This is a genomic window from Vibrio agarivorans (assembly GCF_030409635.1).
Taxonomy (GTDB): domain Bacteria; phylum Pseudomonadota; class Gammaproteobacteria; order Enterobacterales; family Vibrionaceae; genus Vibrio; species Vibrio agarivorans.
The window spans coordinates 1,240,633-1,259,496 of sequence record NZ_JAUFQF010000001.1 but is presented as its reverse complement, the minus strand read 5'-3'; the positions used below and the strand labels follow the sequence as shown (position 1 = coordinate 1,259,496).

Sequence of the window (18,864 nt, the reverse complement as noted above, 5' to 3'; positions counted from 1 at the left end):
TTTATTGCACAACTAATTATATGGGTATATAGTAAATATTGTGTACACTGTGTATAAGGAAAGCATAGCTTGTCATCAGTAAAAGTCAGAGCGACGATTGTAGAGGACAATACGGGCATCAAAAAGCCAACTGCCTATCTTGCTAACTGAGCAAGGCGAGTTGAGCACGGTGACAGTATACCTACTCAAATTAGAAGCTGACGGAGTGAGCAATTCAGTGATGAATGGCTTTCTTCAAGCGGTATCTTTGTTGTTGGATTATATGGAAGCAATAGAGGGTTGTTCGACGATCCGAAGTTACTCTTCCAGACCTTCTCTAACGTTTATATACAGGAACCATTGGTGAGGATGGGATTGACCCCTCTGGTTTAGATTGGGTGCCAGTTCAACCAGTAACGTGAATAAGCATATTCATCGACTGACGGCATTTACCGACTGGTTGGCAGAAAAGCAAGGTACTGCGTCCATGAACCCCTTGCGTGATGCTACCCCGCATGAGCAGCGATTGAATTACGCTGCATGGTATCGCAAAAACCAAATGATTTCCTTGGTCATATCGAAGATAAGACTGTGAACAAAACCATCCGTAAGGCGCGAACCATTAAAGGACGCACGCCGCTCACCAAAACCGAAGATGACGCCATCGCCTTTCCTGAAAAGCATTGGGAAGATTTTTATATAAATGGCATCGGTGGCGCGAGCGACCCACGAGTGGCACTCAGGGACAAGTTAATACTCCTTCTAATGCACGGTGGCGGGTTACGCGAAAGTGAAGCTTTAAACGCTTTGGGTGACAGACGTGTTTGAAGATCCCTATGAGCCAGATAGTGCTATCGTTCGAATTTACAACGAAACAGATGGCAAAGCCCCTGATGGTTGGCGAAGTCGTTCTGGTACACCAAACAGAGAAGCATATCTAAAGGAGCAATATGCTCGCATCCCTCGTCAGCGCATGAAAGGCACAGCTCATCTTGGTTGGAAGAACCGTGTGGTTGACCACAAAGACAACTACATACAGGTTCAATGGTTTCCAACTGACTATGGCAAAGTGTTTATGTCACTTTGGAAAAACTACCAAAAGTACCGAGCCAGCATCGACTGTCATCACCCTTATGCGTTTATTTCGTTTCATCATAGCGCTATCGGCAACCCTTACACCATCAACGCCTTCCATGATAACTACGCCAACGGCTTGAAGCGCATTGGTTTAGAGCCGAGCAAGGCAGAAGGCTTAGATCCACATGGGCATCGACATAATTACGGCAGACGATTAGAACGTTCAGGATTGAACCCGTTGGTAATTCGACGCTGTATGCACCATAAGTCCCTAGACTCACAAATCCCCTACACAGGCAAAGGCCAGCAGGAAATCTCTGATGAACTGACCCAAGCGACGTTGCAACTGGCAAACCCTGAATCCAAAGTCAAAGCGCTCGACTGGAAAGCACTCGTTGAGCATGGGTTTGATGACGTCGACCCGCAGGGCTATTTCACAGGCAAGCATCCTAAATTGAGAGGTAAATAATGGCGAGAAAAAATGACGGACGTTCATCGGATTCATCCTTCTCTTGGATGCTCACCACACTTGGTGCTGAGTGGCAACAATGGCAGGAGTTGGCAGCCGAGTGGATGGCCGCACAAACCACATCGATTGACACTAAACAATTTGCTTTGGCTCGCTTCTTCGAATCCTATATTAGAGAGCGCGCAAGCTATGCGATAGGCGACATATCATTATTTTTTAAGGGACACCGAGGACACCAATGTTCTAGTGAAGAGCTGGAGACGTTGTTAAGAGAAACACAAAACTCTCCTAAAGTAATCCAATCAGGAGTAAACATCTCCTGTGACTTTATTGACTTTGTTGTCCAAAAGGTGTTTTCTGAAGAGGATGACAATGGCGAGTTAGTGTCATTGGTTGAAAACCCGCTGAGCAAAATCAAACGACAGGAATCACTAACAGAAACTGTACGTACCCCCCTGCCGTATCGCTACATTCATAATTTGCGCCAAATCCTCTGTCCGCTACCTGATAAAGACGAACTCACCGTCATTGAACAAAACCTCAAGCAAGGTGAAACCCTGCTTCCCACTTATCACTATCGTAATTTCAAACACTGGACATGGGCGCAACAGCAGACAGGTCAACGTCTATCAGGTAATGATGGCGATTGGTTTGAAGTTGAACCAGAACTGATTGATAAAACCGACCCCGACTGTGTATGGCGTACTATAAAAACAACTCGCAAAGGCAATAAAATCATCCTTCACCAAATCTGGTCACCCGTCAAAGCGATGGTGGTTTTCATGAAGCTCCATCTGCCACTGCGTACCTATCAGGTGCGGATGCTAGATAGCGGTGAAGCCGATACGTGGCGCTACGAAAACGCTCAATGGGTACTTAACACTAAAAATGACTTTGCACTTGGCAGTGAAAAGCGCCCATTTAGTAAAGGCATATTCCGCCGAATTCACGACACCATGACAGGGCTGTATTCAACAGGCTTGTATATCAATACCAATAAGACCGCCGACCAAAACAAGGACGAACTAGAGCGTGGTTACATCATTCCGTGGCAAAATAATGAAGTATTGTACTGGATAGAGAAATTACGCAATTGGCAAGAAAAGTACAACCCAATTGATAAACCAACCGACTGCACCACATTACTTACCAAGCACACTGATAAGAAAAAATCGAAAGCACAACTGGAAAGTATGGGGGAAATTTCATTTCTATTTAGAGAGGCCTCGGCAAGGGGGGATGATAGAACTAAACCCATTAGGGACGATGCGCTAGACTCTTTCTGGTATCAACTCCTCTTCGCTCTAGAAAATCAATTGGCTGAACATGGTGATAGTCTCGATGGCGGGGGAAGATTGAGGTTAGTTTCCGAGTATCCAGAGGATATACCTAAGTCGCGACGTTACAAAACTAGCTTTCCATTGCACAGCTTGCGAGTCTCACTCATCACTGCCTATACGATGGACACCCAACTGCCATTACCTGTAATCTCTAAACTATTAGCAGGGCATACGCGTCTATTGATGACCATCTACTACAACAAGATTACCCCATCAGTAATGGCTGAAAAAATGGATGAAGCGCATGGAGAGCTAGACGCAAAATCCAAACAATCGGTGCGCAACTTCCTTAAAGATGCCTCATTGGAGCAAATTCAATGCAAGATGGTGTATCACAACGATGACAGCATTCAGGCGGCACTGGTTAATCGTAATCCGGTTGGCTGGGAAGAACGCTCGTGCGGTATGTGTCTGGTAGGCGGTAACACCGTGAAATCGGATGAAGTCAGTACCCTTGGTGGTTGCTGGAACGGTGGTAAGTTGATTAATGATGTAAAAGCTGCTACCCACCGCATTTACGGCAGTGTGCCTCACGGCCCTGAAAACTGTATTCGCTGCCGCTGGTTTATTACCGAAGCTCGATACCTGCCTGCGCTCAATGCCCACTTCAACCAACTGAGCTACAAAGCACATCAGGCTGCGAACCTATCTGTGGAAATTGAAGGTGAGCTGGAAGCCCTAAAAGACGAGCAGTTCTTTTGTGAAGAGCAAGGCAAACCGTTTACCAAGCACTATGAGCTGCAAGCCCTACAGCGCCGCTATGAAAAGCAGCAAGTTGAAGCCGATGAATACGCCAAAGACTGGATTGCGTGCTTTGAACTTATTCAGAAAATCATTCGTGTTGAAGAGACCAGAAATGAAGATGACAGCAAAGATAAACTGATTGCGGTTGGCTATGAGCAAGATGTCAGCCATGCCTTAAAGTTTATCGAAACCGACTCTGAGTTACTGCATCTATCACTGCTTTGTGATGATGCAGAATTCTTTCCTGATTTACAGGACGAACTGCGTAAAACCCCTGCTATTCAAAAGCGCTCGATGCAACTCAGTCGTGTGCTAATGAAAAAAGGCTTCGAGCCGATTTTCATGGAAATGGACGACAAACAACAACTCATAGCCGCCAATGCCATGCTGCGCCAAATGGCGAAAATTGCTGACCCTGACGATAAGCTCGAAGGCTACCGCAAGGTGGCGAACCACATCGAAGCGGAAGAATACCTGACCGATAACAAGCTGCTCTCTCAGGGTATTCATGCACTGACTAATAAAGCCATTAATCTAGATGGCATAGCACTACCGAACTTATTGGAGGACTAATGGAACTCGATATTGATGTTATTTTGGCTGACTTAAAAGAAGGCAAAGTGCCTCGCACGCAGCAAAACCTCGATAAGCTCAATGACACGCTGAAAGCCTATGCAGAATCAGGTCAGCGTGATTTCTCCATCACGCAAATTGGTCGGGTGTCTGCTGAAAATGGCGGATTGGCGTATGAAGCTTTGCGTGCTACCCGTAATAAGCACTACCGAACACTCATCGAAGCGTGGGCGGCAAAGTGCAATACCAGTACCAAAAAGCCGCTATCCAACACCTCACGGTCTAAATCCATCCCTGCGGATAATAAGCTGTTAGAGCGCATCCCAGACCCTGCGGTACGCGCCTTGTTTGGTCAAATCATTGCCGAGCGTAACCGCTACCGCAAAGAGGTCAATTTGCTCAAGCAACACGCCAATATCACTATCGACAAGCGCCCTGTGCGCCAGTTTGATACCACCGCAGAGCCAAGCGTCGAAGTGCTGCCATCCCTATCAGGCGTACTCACCGAATCAGAGAAAAAAGCCTTAGCGTATGTCATTTCTGATGAATGCATGGAAAAGAACGACTGGCAAACTACTCAGGCGGGTCAAGTAAAAGACATGGAATACAACAGCGAAGTATTCCCTAGAGGCTTTGTCACAGGGCTTCGCAAGCTATTGGGTGAGGTAGATGACTAATGGCAAGTGGGCAGCAAAAAGCACAGCAAAACCTTGAGGCATTTGAGGTCTGGAAAGCCACACAGACGGACGATGACTTTAAACAAATCGTGTTCAGAGGTCAGCTTAACCGTATTGAAGTGGCAAAGGGTATTGGTTGTGGCAAATCGGCGTTAAACCAAAATCCTGCCCTCAAGAAAGCACTCAAAGCCTTAGAAGATGAGCTGCGCAGTAAAGGTGTCCTGCCACCGTTGACCGCCGCTGCCAAGAAGAATGAGGGCAAACCTCAAGCCTACGACAACACAGCAAATCGAAAGCTGCTCGATTCAAAGCGGGTGTCATCATTAGAGGCTGAAAACATCGAGTTGAAAGCCAAGGTCAAGGAGCTTGAAAAGCGACTTGAGCGCTTTGGTGAGCTATCTGAAACCTTATCCGAAATGGGGTTGATGCCACGATGAATACCGCTTTGCATGAAGACCAAATGCGTGTCACCAGTATCCCTTATCACTCGACCAAGATGGTGATATTCAGCGGTGTACCGCTGGCGAAAGACTCTTACAAAACCAATAGTGGGAAGTATTACGTCACCATCAAAGCCGACCCCGATAGCATCCCTGTACTTCCAACGCTGGGTCAGCATTGGTCAGTCAGAGGTGCTCGACAGATAGAAAATATGGAGATGGGTGATTATGTAATGCAGCAGCACACGTATGAATCACCCAAGCATATTGAATGCACTTTACCCGAAACAGGTGAGCAACTGATACGATTTATCGCCAGAGAAAGTGACTTCAAGGGTATTGGCGAAAGCAAAGCTAGAGCGCTCTGGCAGCTCTTGGGTAAAGACTTCCATGCCACACTGAGAAATGACACCCCAGAGTCCAGAAAGCGTCTGACATCGATTTTGAGTGAAGATTCAGTGGAAGCGCTCTTTAAGGGGTACGCCAAATATAAAAATCTGGCTCATTGCAACTGGATGAGCGAGTACAACATCCCTGCCAGTGTGCAGCAACGACTACTCAAGCATCACGGTGAAGCCTCCATCGATGTTATCAAGGATAATCCTTATGCTTTAATGGGCTTTGGTCTTTCGTTCAGTGCCATTGAAGACATTATCAAGTTAACGGATTTTAAGAGCGATGTTGCGAAGGATGACCCAAGAAGGCTCAGCGCTGCTCTGGAAATGGCGATTCGCAAGGAGATTGAAAAAGGTCACACCTATACCACTCATGCCAATGTGCGCCCTTACCTCAACAAGCTATTAAGAGACAAAACACTGGTCACTCAGGCGTTCAAATCAGGTCATGATAAAGCTCAGTATGTTTTAAATCCCGACACAGGAGCCTACCATCCAACAGCGCAACTTCTGATGGAAAGTGTTGTTGCCAAGCGCTTAAAAACACTGATTAAGCGAAATAACTTGTTTGATGAAAACGCCAATGCTGCGTATTGCTCTGCGGCTGCGGAGCTTCCCTACGAATTAACCCCTAAACAAATCGAAGCCGTCACAACGTGTCTGGATAATTCGGTAAGCTGCATTACGGGTGGTGCAGGAACAGGCAAAACAACGGTACTCAGGACGGCTCTCAGGACATATCATCAACTTGGATTTGAAATACACGCCGTTGCGCTCAGCGGTCGTGCTGCAATGAGACTTCATGAGTCCATCGGTTTTGTTACCTCAACCATTGCCAAATTGCTGCGTGAAGAACCTATTGAACCCAGTGTCGAGAAAACAAATCATCTATTAGTGATTGATGAAGCGAGCATGATTGACCTGCCAACTATGTATCGCCTAGTAAATCACATTCACCCCTCTGTACGATTGATATTCAGTGGCGACCCTGACCAACTCCCACCAATAGGTTGTGGCAAGGTATTGGAAGACATCGTTGAAGCAAAAACGGTGGCGAATACGATGCTGGATATCGTCAAACGGCAAGAAGGTTCAACGGGTATCCCCGAATACTCAAAACTCATCAATCAAGGAGTGATGCCTGAACAATTAAGCTCAGGTGCAATACACTTTCACGAAACCAGTAAAACAGACATTGCCAAAGTCTGTTGCGAGCTTTATCAAGAGTTCCCTGATAGCAGTCGTGTCATGGCTCCAACCAAGGCACTCGTATCAGAAATCAATAAGCTCACCCAGCAAGCCGTTAACCCAGATAGCGCCAGCCTTGAGTTCGAAATCAATGGTAACAAGTTCTTTCTGCCACTTAGCCTCAATGATGCGGTGTTATTCACGCAGAATCATTACGATAAAGGCATTCAGAACGGCTCACTTGGCACACTAACCAGTACCAAACCTTCTGGTGACAGTTATGGTGAAGTGACGCTAGATACAGGTGAAAAGGTCGAGATAACACAATCCGTTCTCGACTGCATGGAGTTGGGTTACGCAATCACTCTACATAAAGCTCAAGGATCACAGTTTCCACGCATCATCATCGCTCTGCAAAACGGAAGAATAGTGGATAGAGCATGGTTCTATACGGCAATCACTAGAGCGGAAAGTGAAATCCATATCGTTGGTAGTAGTGATGACATGAAGCAGATCACCAAGGCACCTAGTCACTCTCATAAGCGGAATAGCTACCTGAAAGAACTATTACAATGCTGAAGTTTTATTGTGCAGACTTGCGTTTACTGCAATTCTGGTCTTGTACATAATGGCTTAATATTTAGGGGAACTAAAGTTATCAATGGAAAAATTAGACGGATTGAGCAAGTACAAGTTTGAGAAAATAGCGGTAGAGTCTTTACACAATGCTCTCAGACTCTTAAATGACTCAATATTACTATTCGAACATGGTTCATATCCATCCAGTTTTCAGTTAGCGGTACTTTCACTGGAAGAGTTTTCAAAAGCTAGTTGGGTTGAACACTATTATTACACAGCACTAACGAATGAAGGGTTCATGCCTGAAGACATTGAACAACAGTGGTTAAAGTTACTTTTCAATCACCCCAAAAAGCAAACTCATTTTATAAGTCGTGATTTATTTGAGTTTTCACCGAAGTTTGTAAAGAAGATTGAAGAGAAAGAGATTGAAGTAAAGAAGCAAAAGGCAACTTACGTTGGCTTAAGCAGGATTAAAGGTAAAGTCGATGTTGATAGCAGAGTGTCTATACCTATAAAAGTGACCTCTGAGAATGATGCAAAGCAATTTATTTCACTTATGGTTGGTGAGTTTAGGGATATAAATGAGAAAATTGCTCTAAATGACATGTATTGGGATATTCCTGATATGGATTTGATAACGCAAGGCCCCTTGTTCGATAGAGTTTTGGCATGGCCGTTTGAGAGTGGCTTGAAGGGTAAGCGTTGGTATGAGGAGTGGAAGAAGAAATTGTGATTGAGTCTCGTTACTGGAAGGAAGACTTAGCTGCTTATGCCAGAAGGTTTAAACCCGTTTCTAAACCGCTAAGATATACCGAGAAGCGGCAAGTCAACTTCGAAAAAGATGTAATTATATCGTTATTTATGGTTCGAAAGCTTACTGAAGCAAATAAGCTTTCCTCGCGCACAACGAGTAAACAATTTAATGTCTACGGTTCTAAATGTATCAAACCTGTCAATAGCTTGAACTTCTGGGACATTGATGAACTGTATGACCTATCTAAAGAAGATAAGCTTACAAAGACAGTCCAGTTTATTGCAAACCAATTAGTACATGGCAGTGCTTTGTATGCCTACAGAGATAAAGATCGCAACTGGGGAGGCGTCTATACTTGCTCTGATTTTGAGCGCCATAAATATGTATATAAAATCCCAGTTACTACCATTATCGAAATACTTGAAATTGCATCTGAAGATTACCCTACTGAGATTCATTATGATTACAACGAGGGGAAAGGTGACTATTCAGTCACCACAGATTAATAGAAAGTGTGAAATGTTATCGGCTCTTTAATCCTTGAGGGATTGAAGTGCGTACACACTATTATACATAGTGTGTACGTTTGTCACCTATGGGAAGAGCATTGTCAGTAATGGTCTTCCACTCACTCACTCGCAAATAGACACGATTTTTACTGTATACTCCGGGGGGTAGTGGGAGTAGACGATCAGCAGTTCCACCACTTCATGCCATGGCATCGGTTGTGCATTGTGCTTCACTACATTGCCTAGATTAGGTACGTTAAATGCGCCGCGGCACACCATCAGCGAGTCGATACCTGTTGTTTCAATGCATCGCTGACCATCCGCATAGTTCCAGATCTCACCATTGGCAATCAGCGGCATAGACGTGCGTTGACGGATTTTGTCGATATATTCCCAACGGATCTCACTGGCTTTGTAGCCACCGGTTTTGGTGCGGGCGTGAATCGTCAGCTCGTTCGCTCCTGCTTGTTCAATGGCATCAACGACATCAAAGCAGTCTTCAGGATTATCCCACCCAAGGCGAATTTTTGCGCTGACAGGAATGTGGTCAGGCACAGCATCACGACACGCTTTAACTACTTCATGAATGGTGTTGGGTTCTTTTAATAGCGCAGCACCACCACCATGTTTATTGACAAGTCTGGCAGGGCAGCCAAAGTTAATATCGATCCCTTTTGCACCGAGTTCTGCAGCTTTGATGGCATTTTCTGCCATCCATTTTGCATGTTGCCCAAGAAGTTGCAGGTGCACAGGAACACCAGATTTTGTTTGTGACCCTTGCTTAAGCTCAGGGCAGAGGCGATGGAACACGTGATCCGGCAGAACTTGATCACTGACACGCACGAACTCAGTAACACACAGATCGTAATCGTTGATTTCAGTGAGAATTTCTCGCATCAGGTGGTCGAGAACACCCTCCATTGGGCCTAATACAACACGCATGGTTGATGGTCACTCCGGTGTAAAAATTGGGAGCGGGATTGTAGGCTGATTTATGTGCAAAGTCACGCCACTTTCTCGCTGAAAGCGTGAGTTAACGGTATACTCGCAACATAACGCAAAAGAGAGAAACCCCATACTATGTCTTATTCATTGATAAATCTGTCCGAAATACCCACTCAAGAATCACCTTGGTTTGTGGAAGGTGCGGTGCTGGCTGCGAATTTCACGATGAAGCCTCTTGATCCTGTAACATGGGTGGGACAACTGTTCGGTGAAGAAGCATTGGGCCACAAAGGCGAGTTTGAGCAGCAGATCAACGCTCAATATGCGGTGTTAAAAACGCAAAGCTACTCGTTATTGGAACTTCTTGAGCAAGCTGATGTAAAAGAGGAGTGCTTGTCTGATTTTGCTGAGGGCTTTATGAGCCTATGGCCTACCGTAGAGGAGCAATGGCAAGAGAAGCAGCCGTCAGATGGCACAATACGCATGTTGCAAGCTTATTTAACGACCATGATGTTGGCGATTGATGAGCAAGCCACTCATGAGCAGATGCAGCAAGCAGGGATTGAGGATTTACCGCAGCTTGATGATTTCTATGATCAGCTTGATATTATGATTGCTGAAATTGCGATGGCAGCAGACGCTGAAATGGTCGGTGACAAAGCGCAGAGCTTCAACCCATACAAAGAAGTAGGCCGTAACTCACAGTGCCCTTGTGGCAGCGGCAAAAAGTTTAAACAGTGTTGTGGTCGTTAAGTAGTGATGACCACAGGAGAATAACAATGAAGAAATTATTAGCGCTATTATTGGTCAGTTCTACCGCTTTGGCAGGCGCACAGCAAGAGTTGAGTGAGCGTTTGTCAATGAGTGCTGGCTTCAGTGCAGATTTTACTCAGGTGGTGACTAGCCCCGAAGGCGATGTGGTAATGGAAGGAGAAGGCACGGTTGAGATTGCACGACCGAGTTTATTCCGCTGGACAACAACGCTACCCGATGAAAATGTTCTAGTCTCTGACGGTCAGTCGATCTGGTATTACAGCCCATTTATTGAACAGGTAAGCATTTTTTGGCAAGAGCAAGCTGCAGCACAAACACCATTTATCTTGTTAACCCGTGATCAAGAGAGTGATTGGGATAACTATCAAGTCTCTCAGGCACAAGATGTCTTTACGTTAGTACCGACCTCACAAGAAGTGAATCAAGGTACTTTTCAGATCATCATCAACGATGCTGGCGAAGTTTCTGGCTTCAAAGTGATTGAACAAGATGGTCAGAAAGGGGACTACCGCTTTACTAACTTGAGCTCACAAGCGCCTAAACGAGATCGCTTTACTTTCGTTGTGCCTGATGGCGTGGAAGTGGATGATCAAAGGAACTAATCAGTGAGTAATTACAGCTTAGACTTTAGTTCAGATGAAGATTTTCGCCCGCTTGCCGCCAAGATGCGCCCAACCACGATTGAACAGTATATTGGCCAAACCCATATCTTGGGCGAGGGCAAGCCATTAAGAAAGGCGCTGCAAGCGGGTCAAATACACTCAATGATACTTTGGGGACCTCCGGGGACTGGTAAGACAACGCTTGCCGAAGTGGCGGCAAATTATGCCAATGCGGAAGTCGAACGCGTCTCAGCCGTCACCTCTGGCGTCAAAGATATTCGGGCCGCAATCGACAGAGCGCGCGACAACAAATTAGCGGGCCGACGCACGATTTTATTCGTCGATGAGGTGCATCGCTTTAACAAGTCGCAACAAGATGCTTTCTTACCGCATATAGAAGACGGTACCGTTACCTTTATTGGTGCAACGACCGAAAACCCTTCTTTTGAACTGAATAACGCTCTGCTATCGCGAGCGCGAGTCTACAAGCTGACATCACTGTCAACAAAAGAAGTGATGAACGCACTCAATGAAGCGATTACTGATCCGGAGCGTGGCTTAGGTAAAACTACAGCAATGTTCCATGAAAATGTCCTTGAGCGTTTGGCAGAGTTGGTGAACGGCGATGCCCGAATGTCCCTTAACTACCTTGAACTGCTGTACGACATGGCTGAAGAGGATGAACAAGGCGTTAAACAGATCACCTTGCCGTTGCTCGCTGAGGTGGCTGGCGAAAAGGTTTCTCGTTTCGATAATAAAGGGGATATTTGGTACGACCTTATCTCTGCTGTTCATAAGTCGATTCGTGGTTCTAACCCAGATGGAGCGCTGTATTGGTCAGCCCGTATGATCACCGCCGGGTGCGACCCGCTCTATATTGCTCGTCGACTGTTAGCGATCGCTTCTGAAGACATCGGCAACGCTGACCCTCGAGCTATGCAAGTCGCGATGGATGCCTGGGACTGCTTCACTCGAATTGGCCCAGCAGAAGGTGAACGGGCAATTGCGCAAGCCGTGGTGTATCTTGCGTGCGCACCAAAGAGTAATGCGGTTTATACTGCGTGGAAGCAGGCACTGGATGACGCGCGAAACCTACCAGAGTATGAAGTGCCACATCATTTGCGCAATGCACCGACGAGTTTGATGAAAGACATGGGTTATGGCGCGGAGTATCGTTACGCACACGACGAGCCAGGTGCCTATGCCGCAGGTGAGCGTTACCTACCACCAGAAATGAGTCAAACTCGTTACTATATGCCGACAAATCGCGGCTTAGAGACCAAAATTGGTGAAAAACTGGATTATCTCGCTTCATTAGATGCAAAAAGCCCACAAAAGCGCTATGAAAAGTAGTGGCTTTTGGGTATCTTCTACACTTATATATTTTGACAAACGCGTGAATGGTTTTGCGCGTTTTTTTAATCAATAAAAGCATAGGATTAACAATGCTGGATTCTAAATTACTTCGTACAGAGCTGGAAGAAACAGCTGCTAAACTGGCGCGTCGAGGCTTTGCCCTAGACGTTGAGACAATTCGTCAACTTGAAGAGCAACGTAAGTCGATTCAAGTAGAAGTAGAAAATTTACAATCCACTCGTAACTCCATCTCTAAGCAGATCGGCCAAAAAATGGCGGCTGGCGACAAAGAGGGTGCAGAAGAGATTAAAAAGCAAATCGGTACACTAGGTAGCGACCTTGAAGCGAAGAAAGTTGAGCTGGCTGAAGTTCAAGTAAAACTTGAAGATATCACGCTTTCAGTGCCTAACTTGCCTGATGACGAAGTGCCAGATGGTAAAGACGAAGACGACAACGTTGAAATTTCTCGTTGGGGCGAGCCAAAGTCTTACGACTTCGAAGTGAAAGATCACGTTGACCTAGGCGAAATGGGTGATGGTCTTGATTTCTCAAGCGCGACTAAGATTACTGGCGCACGCTTTATCGTAATGAAAGGTCAATTTGCACGTCTACACCGCGCTATCGCCCAGTTCATGCTTGACCTTCACACAGAAGAGCACGGCTACACAGAAATGTATGTTCCTTACCTAGTGAATGCAGACAGCCTATACGGTACAGGTCAGCTTCCTAAGTTTGGTAAAGATCTGTTCCACACAGAGCCGTTAGAAGAGAAAGCAAGTGACGAAGAGCCGCGTCGTCTATCACTGATCCCGACAGCAGAAGTGCCTGTGACAAACATGGTGCGTGACACCATTTCTGACGAAGCGGACCTTCCACTGAAGATGACGGCTCACACGCCTTGTTTCCGTTCTGAAGCGGGTTCATACGGTCGTGATACTCGTGGTCTTATCCGTATGCACCAGTTCGATAAAGTTGAACTTGTACAAATTACGCGTCCAGAAGATTCAATGGCGGCACTTGAAGAGCTAACCGGTCACGCTGAGAAAGTTCTACAACTTCTAGAGTTGCCTTACCGTAAAGTCGTTCTTTGTACGGGTGATATGGGCTTCGGTGCTCGTAAAACTTACGACCTAGAAGTTTGGGTTCCAGCGCAAGAGACATACCGTGAAATCTCTTCTTGCTCAAACATGTGGGACTTCCAAGCACGTCGTATGCAAGCACGTTTCCGCCGTAAAGGTGAGAAGAAGCCAGAGCTTGTACACACTCTAAACGGTTCTGGTCTAGCTGTTGGCCGTACTATGGTTGCGATTCTTGAGAACAACCAAGAAGCCGATGGCCGCATTGCTATCCCAACGGCTCTTCAGAAATACATGGGCGGCATGACGCATATTGGTTAATTTCTGATTAACGATATTTGATTAGAGAGAGGTCTGACAGTTTGTTAGGCCTCTTTTTTTTGTGTTTTATTTATTGTTCGTCGTCTTTTTTTCATCGGCATCGTCTTAAGGGTATTGAAACAATAATCACCTTTGAGGATTTATCATGATTAAGATCGTCAGTTTTACCATTTGTCCTTTTGTCCAACGTGTTACTGCTGCTCTAGAAGCACGTAATCTGCCGTATGAGATTGAATACATTAGCTTGAAAGAGAAGCCGCAGTGGTTTCTAGATATCTCGCCAAACGGTCAAGTACCTGTGATGGTGACACAAAGTGGTGTTTCGCTGTTTGAGTCAGATGCAATTATCGAATATATCGAAGATGAATATGGTCCACTTGAACAAGGTGTGAGCAATGAACGAAAAGCGTTAGATCGCGCATGGAGCTACTTGGGCAGCAAGAACTACTTGCCGCAATGCGGCATGATGAGTAGCAAAGATGAGCAAACTCTTCTCGAGCGAGAAAGCAAACTTCGCCAAGCGTTAGGTAAAGTCGAAAAGCAGTTATCAGGTGAGTCTCTATTCTTTAAATCAGACAGCTTAAGTAATGTTGATATCGCCTGGTTGCCTGTTTTGCACAGAGCCGCCATTATTGAACAGGAAACATGTCACGATTTACTTCGAGATCTCCCTAAAGTCAAAGCATGGCAAAAAGCTTTACTTAATACTGGCCTAGCTGAAAAGTCGGTATCTGAAGGTTTTGTCGAGAAGTTTAACGCCTTCTATTTGAAAGGAACCTTTCTAGGAGAGGGTAAGACAGTTTCTACTTCAACTTGTCAGTCGAGTCGTTGTTGCGGTTAATTATCACCATTAGAGAGTCGCTAGATTATGAATGTGGAAGCCATTTGGAAGCAGTATCAGCAAAGCCTTAAAGCTTTCCTGCACAGAAATGTCGCCAACCCAGCCGATGTCGATGATCTGCTGCAGGAGATATTGATCAAAACCTATCACAATCTAGCGACCGTTCAGGATACGAAAAAGATAAAGTCATGGCTGTTTCAAATCGCTAATCACACGATTATCGATTTCTATCGTAAACGCGGCCGTCAGGCCGAGGTGCATAGTGAAGATCTGTGGTTTGCTGAGCAGCAGGTGTCATTGATCACTGAACTCGCTCAATGTGTTGCCCCCTTTATCGATGGCCTACCCGAACAAGATGCCAAGCTTCTGCGCGCAATAGAAATTGATGGGATGTCACAGAAAGAGTTTGCGAAAAAAGAGGGGATAAAGTACTCAACGCTAAAATCTCGAGTGCAGAAAAGTCGACAAAAGCTGTTTGGTGTATTTAACCAGTGTTGTGAGTTCTCTATCGATGCTCAGGGGAATGTCATGGACTATCAAAAGCGTCAATCTGACTGTGGCTGCAAATAAAAAAGCCAGCCTCCAAAGGAGACTGGCAATAAACGCCTAGTTAGGCATTTTGGAGAACTTATTTGTGCGATTAACGCTGGAACGTATTAACCAAGCGGTAATCTGGGCCTGCAGTTTCTGCCGTGATAATTTGTAGCTCTTCTACGTTTGCCCCTGCGCCTTCGTAGCTATTAAAGCCACCAAGTTTTACTGATTTCGGTAGCGTTGCTGAATATTCACCAAGCTGCTCGCTTTCTGTTACCGTGCCAGCATAGAACTCGTTAGAGTAGCTAGCGTTAACTAGCGGGTGATCAGCCACCGCACGAACACTCACAAACTCAGAGTGCTGCGAGTTATCAATCACGTTTGAATTAAAATCAATGTTGACGCCAGTGTAGATTGTCTCAACAACATCGTTGTTGAACAGGCTCACTCGGTGTGTTTGGTTGCCGTACACAAAGCCCCACTCAGTATCAACCAGCGTGTTGTTGTTGATAGTGATGTTCTTCGGTGTCCACTGTTTGTTCAGCTCTTTACCTTTTACTGATTGGTCGAGAACTTCATTGTTTTCAACGTCAATGATACCGGTATTGATCACCACACCACCGCGTAGGTCCGCATTACCTTCAATCAGACCATCACGACCGCGAGTGCCTGAGATGTAGTTATTCTTGATCACATGATCTTCATCGTAGATACGGATACCGCCAGTTAGGCGCTTCTCGTTGCCGATGATCACGTTGCTGTCTACCACGTTAGCTTTACCGTGGCGTAGAGAAATCAATGCAGCACTTTCAAAAATAGTGTTGCCACCAATGACATTTCCGCCTGACTTAATCGAAATCAGCTCGCGTTCACCATCCATGTTGATCATTAGGTTATCAACAAATTGAGAGTTTGATGGCCATTGAGACGCTTTTGAATCACCAATACGGATTGCTTCCCAGCTGTTGCCGTTGTAGCGGATCGCTTCTTTGATATCCAATTCGTTGAACTGGTTCTGTTGCTGGTCAAGGAAGATATTGTGGGCAATGTAGTGATTATCTGGCGTTTCATTCTTTTGAACACCGATCAACGTACCGCGCTTCTGCTTGCCTTCAAACTGGTTGTTGATCACTTTACCTTCTTTACCCCATAGCGATAGCCAAAGGTATTTCGGGTATTCAGAACGACGCTCGTCAGGTTCATACTCGTAATCGTGGTTGAAGTAGTAGAAGGTTGAGTTTTGCAGCGTGTTACGATCGCCCATCATACGGATAGCACCAAAGCGCTCGGCTGGGCCGCCTTCTGTGAAGACCAAACCATCGACTGTGATGTCGTTACCTTCTAGTACAAGCTGCACGAGACCGGTTAACCAAGCACTACCAGCTTGCTCAGCTTTGATAGTGATGTTGTTGGCTGTTACCGTCACAACATCGAGATGAGGAAACTTGCCTGCTGGGATAGTAATCGTGGCACCATCTTTTGCATTTTCGATTTGTGCTTTAAGTGCAGCAACTTCCGCTTCACTTTTTACTGTTAGCTCAGCGCCATCCACAGTGTTTAAGCGCTCAGTAGCCAACAGGTAATCACGAGTGATATCGGTCACTGAGATATCAGAGGTGACAGGTGTTGGGGGAGTTTGAGTTTCCGCAGCGTTGTCTGAAGTACAAGCGGTCAAACCGACGACAGACATTGAAGCGATTAAACCAGCAAGAATCGTTTTTTTCATTGTGTGTTCTCTTATTGTTTTGGTTGGAACAGGAGTTTTAAGGGAATTAAAAAAGGCGGCCCAGCAAGGCCGCCTAGTAAACTAAATGTCTAATTTAGAATTAGTTTTGTTCAGCAGCTTTTGCTTGTGCATCTTCTACTGTTTGGTCAACTGCTTTCACTAGAAGTAGACCTACCGCCATAACAATCGCACCACATAGTATAAAGATGAAGCGACCCCATAGTGGGTTAGGTAGTAGGAACATCAGCATTACACCAACACCTGCTACTGCGATAAGTGAACCAAGCATGCGACGCTGTTTGTTGTCCAGTTTCTTCTGTTCTGTAGACTCTGCAACAAGTGGAGTCGATAGGTTTTCGAAGAACTTGTCCACGTTCTTTTGACGCTCTTCAGAAAGCGGCTTGTAGAACACAGTTGTTAGGCAGAAGAAGCCAGCAGTGAACACTAGGTGAGCGATTAGGCCGATAGCAACTTTCAGGTCAGACCATTCGCGACCAGTTAGAGGCTCAAGGTTAAACCAGCCTTGTACCATCTCTGGAGTGATAACAAAACCAACGAAGTAAGAAACGATACCACCAACAACTAGTGTACCCCAACCAGCCCAGTCTGGAGTCTTCTTGATGAAGAAGCCACAGAATGCAGGGATTGTCATTGGGAAGCCAATCAGAGCACCCACATACATCATCGTATCGAATAGGCTTAGACCTTTCAGAGAGTTGATGAATAGGGCAACTAGGATGATAGAGATGCCGAAGAATGTCGAAGTCAGTTTAGAAACTAGTACTAGCTCTTTTTCGGTCGCGTTAGGGCGAAGGATTGGCTCGTAGAAGTTCTTAACGAAGATACCTGAGTTACGGTTTAGGCCAGAGTCCATAGAAGACATTGTCGCTGCAAACATTGCTGCAATCAGAAGACCAACCATACCTGCTGGCATGTATTCTTGTACGAAGTATAGGTAAGCAAAGTCACCTGCTTTAGAGCCAGCATCTGGGTATTGTGCTGCTAGGTCAACACCTTGACCCGCGATGAACCATGAAGGCATGAACCAAATTAGTGGGCCCATAGTCATTAGGATACATGCTAGAAGTGCTGCTTTCTTCGCGTTCTTAGAGTCTTTTGCTGCTAGGTAACGGTAAGAGTTAAGCATGTTGTTTGTAATGCTGAACTGCTTGAAGAAGATGAAGAATGCCCACAGACCAAAGATGCTTAGGTAGTTCAGGTCGTTACCAGAAACGAATGATGCGCCTTCATCTACTGGGAAGTTGTTAACGATTTCGCCAACACCGCCACCTTGGATGATAGCTACAACCGCACACGTTACTGTAACCGCCATGATGATAACCATCTGCATGAAGTCTGATGCGATAACCGCCCAAGAGCCACCTGTTACCGACATTACTAGTACAACTAGACCCGTTAGGATGATCGTTGTTGTCATGTCGAAACCAAAGATGCCTGATGCAATGATAGCCAGACCGTTTAGCCAGATACCTGCAGAGATTACGCTGTTTGGCATACCAGACCAAGTAAACACTTGCTCGTTGAACTTACCAAAACGCATACGAATCGCTTCAATTACCGTAACAACACGAAGTTGGCGGAATTTAGGTGCGAAGTATAGGTAGTTCATTAGGTAACCGAATGCGTTTGCTAGGAAGATAAACGCGACGGCGAAACCATCTTGGTATGCTTTACCAGCAGCACCAGTAAATGTCCAAGCTGAGAACTGAGTCATAAACGCAGTTGCACCAACCATCCACCAAAGCATGCTACCGCCCCCACGGAAGTAGTCACTGGTAGTACTTGTAAATGTTCTGAACATCCATCCTATTGCGATAAGGAATAGGAAGTAGATGCCTACAATGAGAGTATTGAGATCCATCTTGAAACCTTCTGTAATTATTAATGGCTTGTAACAATACTAACTATGGATATTTTTATTTGTACTACAATATTTCAAGA

At 45.6% G+C, this 18,864-nt stretch carries 16 protein-coding genes and 1 pseudogene; 14 read left to right on the top strand and 3 right to left on the bottom strand.

The genetic code is table 11. From position 1 onward, the window contains the following. The first annotated feature begins 519 nt into the window (after window positions 1-519). The 8 genes from QWZ05_RS05525 (at window position 520) to QWZ05_RS05490 (ending at window position 8,724) form a co-directional block, all read left to right on the top strand. Window positions 520-807 (top strand): hypothetical protein, encoded by a 288-nt coding sequence (locus tag QWZ05_RS05525; protein ID WP_290297070.1) that lies wholly within the window; start codon window positions 520-522, stop codon window positions 805-807. Beyond that, window positions 800-1,525 carry a site-specific integrase gene (locus QWZ05_RS05520; RefSeq protein WP_290297068.1) on the top strand — a complete coding sequence of 242 codons (726 nt, stop codon included), beginning with the start codon at window positions 800-802 and terminating at the stop codon, window positions 1,523-1,525. Before QWZ05_RS05525 ends, QWZ05_RS05520 begins: the two co-directional genes overlap by 8 nt. Beyond that, complete coding sequence (gene gmtZ, locus QWZ05_RS05515) at window positions 1,525-4,182, top strand: gamma-mobile-trio integrase GmtZ (protein ID WP_290297067.1); 2,658 nt, start codon at window positions 1,525-1,527, stop codon at window positions 4,180-4,182. Before QWZ05_RS05520 ends, gmtZ begins: the two co-directional genes overlap by 1 nt. Beyond that, the gene (gene gmtX / locus QWZ05_RS05510; protein ID WP_290295792.1) at window positions 4,182-4,859 is read left to right on the top strand and encodes a gamma-mobile-trio protein GmtX; all 678 of its coding nucleotides are present in this window, start codon (window positions 4,182-4,184) and stop codon (window positions 4,857-4,859) included. Before gmtZ ends, gmtX begins: the two co-directional genes overlap by 1 nt. Next, a complete protein-coding gene (locus QWZ05_RS05505) occupies window positions 4,859-5,296 on the top strand; it encodes a VPA1267 family protein (protein ID WP_290295794.1) in 438 nt (145 codons plus the stop codon). Before gmtX ends, QWZ05_RS05505 begins: the two co-directional genes overlap by 1 nt. Beyond that, on the top strand, window positions 5,293-7,461 hold the full coding sequence (locus QWZ05_RS05500) for an AAA family ATPase (protein WP_290295796.1): 2,169 nt from the start codon (window positions 5,293-5,295) through the stop codon (window positions 7,459-7,461). The genes QWZ05_RS05505 and QWZ05_RS05500 overlap by 4 nt, the downstream gene beginning before the upstream one ends. Before the next feature lie 82 nt (window positions 7,462-7,543). Beyond that, window positions 7,544-8,197 carry an AbiV family abortive infection protein gene (locus tag QWZ05_RS05495; RefSeq protein WP_290295798.1) on the top strand — a complete coding sequence of 218 codons (654 nt, stop codon included), beginning with the start codon at window positions 7,544-7,546 and terminating at the stop codon, window positions 8,195-8,197. Continuing rightward, window positions 8,179-8,724 (top strand): hypothetical protein, encoded by a 546-nt coding sequence (locus QWZ05_RS05490; RefSeq protein ID WP_290295800.1) that lies wholly within the window; start codon window positions 8,179-8,181, stop codon window positions 8,722-8,724. The genes QWZ05_RS05495 and QWZ05_RS05490 overlap by 19 nt, the downstream gene beginning before the upstream one ends. A gap of 168 nt (window positions 8,725-8,892) precedes the next feature. On the opposite strand, the pseudogene QWZ05_RS05485 reads toward QWZ05_RS05490, so the two are convergent. Next, window positions 8,893-9,669, bottom strand: a pseudogene (locus QWZ05_RS05485) (tRNA-dihydrouridine synthase); the annotation flags it as partial. A 138-nt stretch (window positions 9,670-9,807) separates the two neighbouring features. Here QWZ05_RS05485 and QWZ05_RS05480 point away from each other — a divergent pair. From QWZ05_RS05480 to sigZ, 6 genes are all read left to right on the top strand, one after another. Beyond that, window positions 9,808-10,425, top strand: coding sequence for a YecA/YgfB family protein (locus QWZ05_RS05480; protein ID WP_264876822.1), 618 nt, complete (start codon window positions 9,808-9,810; stop codon window positions 10,423-10,425). Between the two features lie 26 nt (window positions 10,426-10,451). After that, complete coding sequence (lolA, locus tag QWZ05_RS05475) at window positions 10,452-11,048, top strand: outer membrane lipoprotein periplasmic chaperone LolA (RefSeq protein ID WP_264876821.1); 597 nt, start codon at window positions 10,452-10,454, stop codon at window positions 11,046-11,048. A gap of 3 nt (window positions 11,049-11,051) precedes the next feature. Beyond that, on the top strand, window positions 11,052-12,401 hold the full coding sequence (locus QWZ05_RS05470) for a replication-associated recombination protein A (RefSeq protein ID WP_264876820.1): 1,350 nt from the start codon (window positions 11,052-11,054) through the stop codon (window positions 12,399-12,401). Between the two features lie 92 nt (window positions 12,402-12,493). Next, on the top strand, window positions 12,494-13,801 hold the full coding sequence (serS, locus tag QWZ05_RS05465) for a serine--tRNA ligase (RefSeq protein ID WP_264876819.1): 1,308 nt from the start codon (window positions 12,494-12,496) through the stop codon (window positions 13,799-13,801). A gap of 145 nt (window positions 13,802-13,946) precedes the next feature. After that, window positions 13,947-14,642 carry a glutathione S-transferase family protein gene (locus QWZ05_RS05460; RefSeq protein WP_290297059.1) on the top strand — a complete coding sequence of 232 codons (696 nt, stop codon included), beginning with the start codon at window positions 13,947-13,949 and terminating at the stop codon, window positions 14,640-14,642. A gap of 27 nt (window positions 14,643-14,669) precedes the next feature. Continuing rightward, complete coding sequence (gene sigZ, locus QWZ05_RS05455; protein WP_290297056.1) at window positions 14,670-15,212, top strand: RNA polymerase sigma factor SigZ; 543 nt, start codon at window positions 14,670-14,672, stop codon at window positions 15,210-15,212. Window positions 15,213-15,282: 70 nt separating this feature from the next. On the opposite strand, the gene QWZ05_RS05450 is transcribed toward sigZ, so the two are convergent. Then, window positions 15,283-16,902, bottom strand: a complete 1,620-nt coding sequence (locus QWZ05_RS05450; RefSeq protein WP_290297054.1) for a polysaccharide lyase 6 family protein — start codon at window positions 16,900-16,902, stop codon at window positions 15,283-15,285. Window positions 16,903-17,002: 100 nt separating this feature from the next. Continuing rightward, on the bottom strand, window positions 17,003-18,784 hold the full coding sequence (locus QWZ05_RS05445) for a sodium:solute symporter family protein (RefSeq protein WP_264876815.1): 1,782 nt from the start codon (window positions 18,782-18,784) through the stop codon (window positions 17,003-17,005). Between the last annotated feature and the right edge of the window lie 80 nt (window positions 18,785-18,864).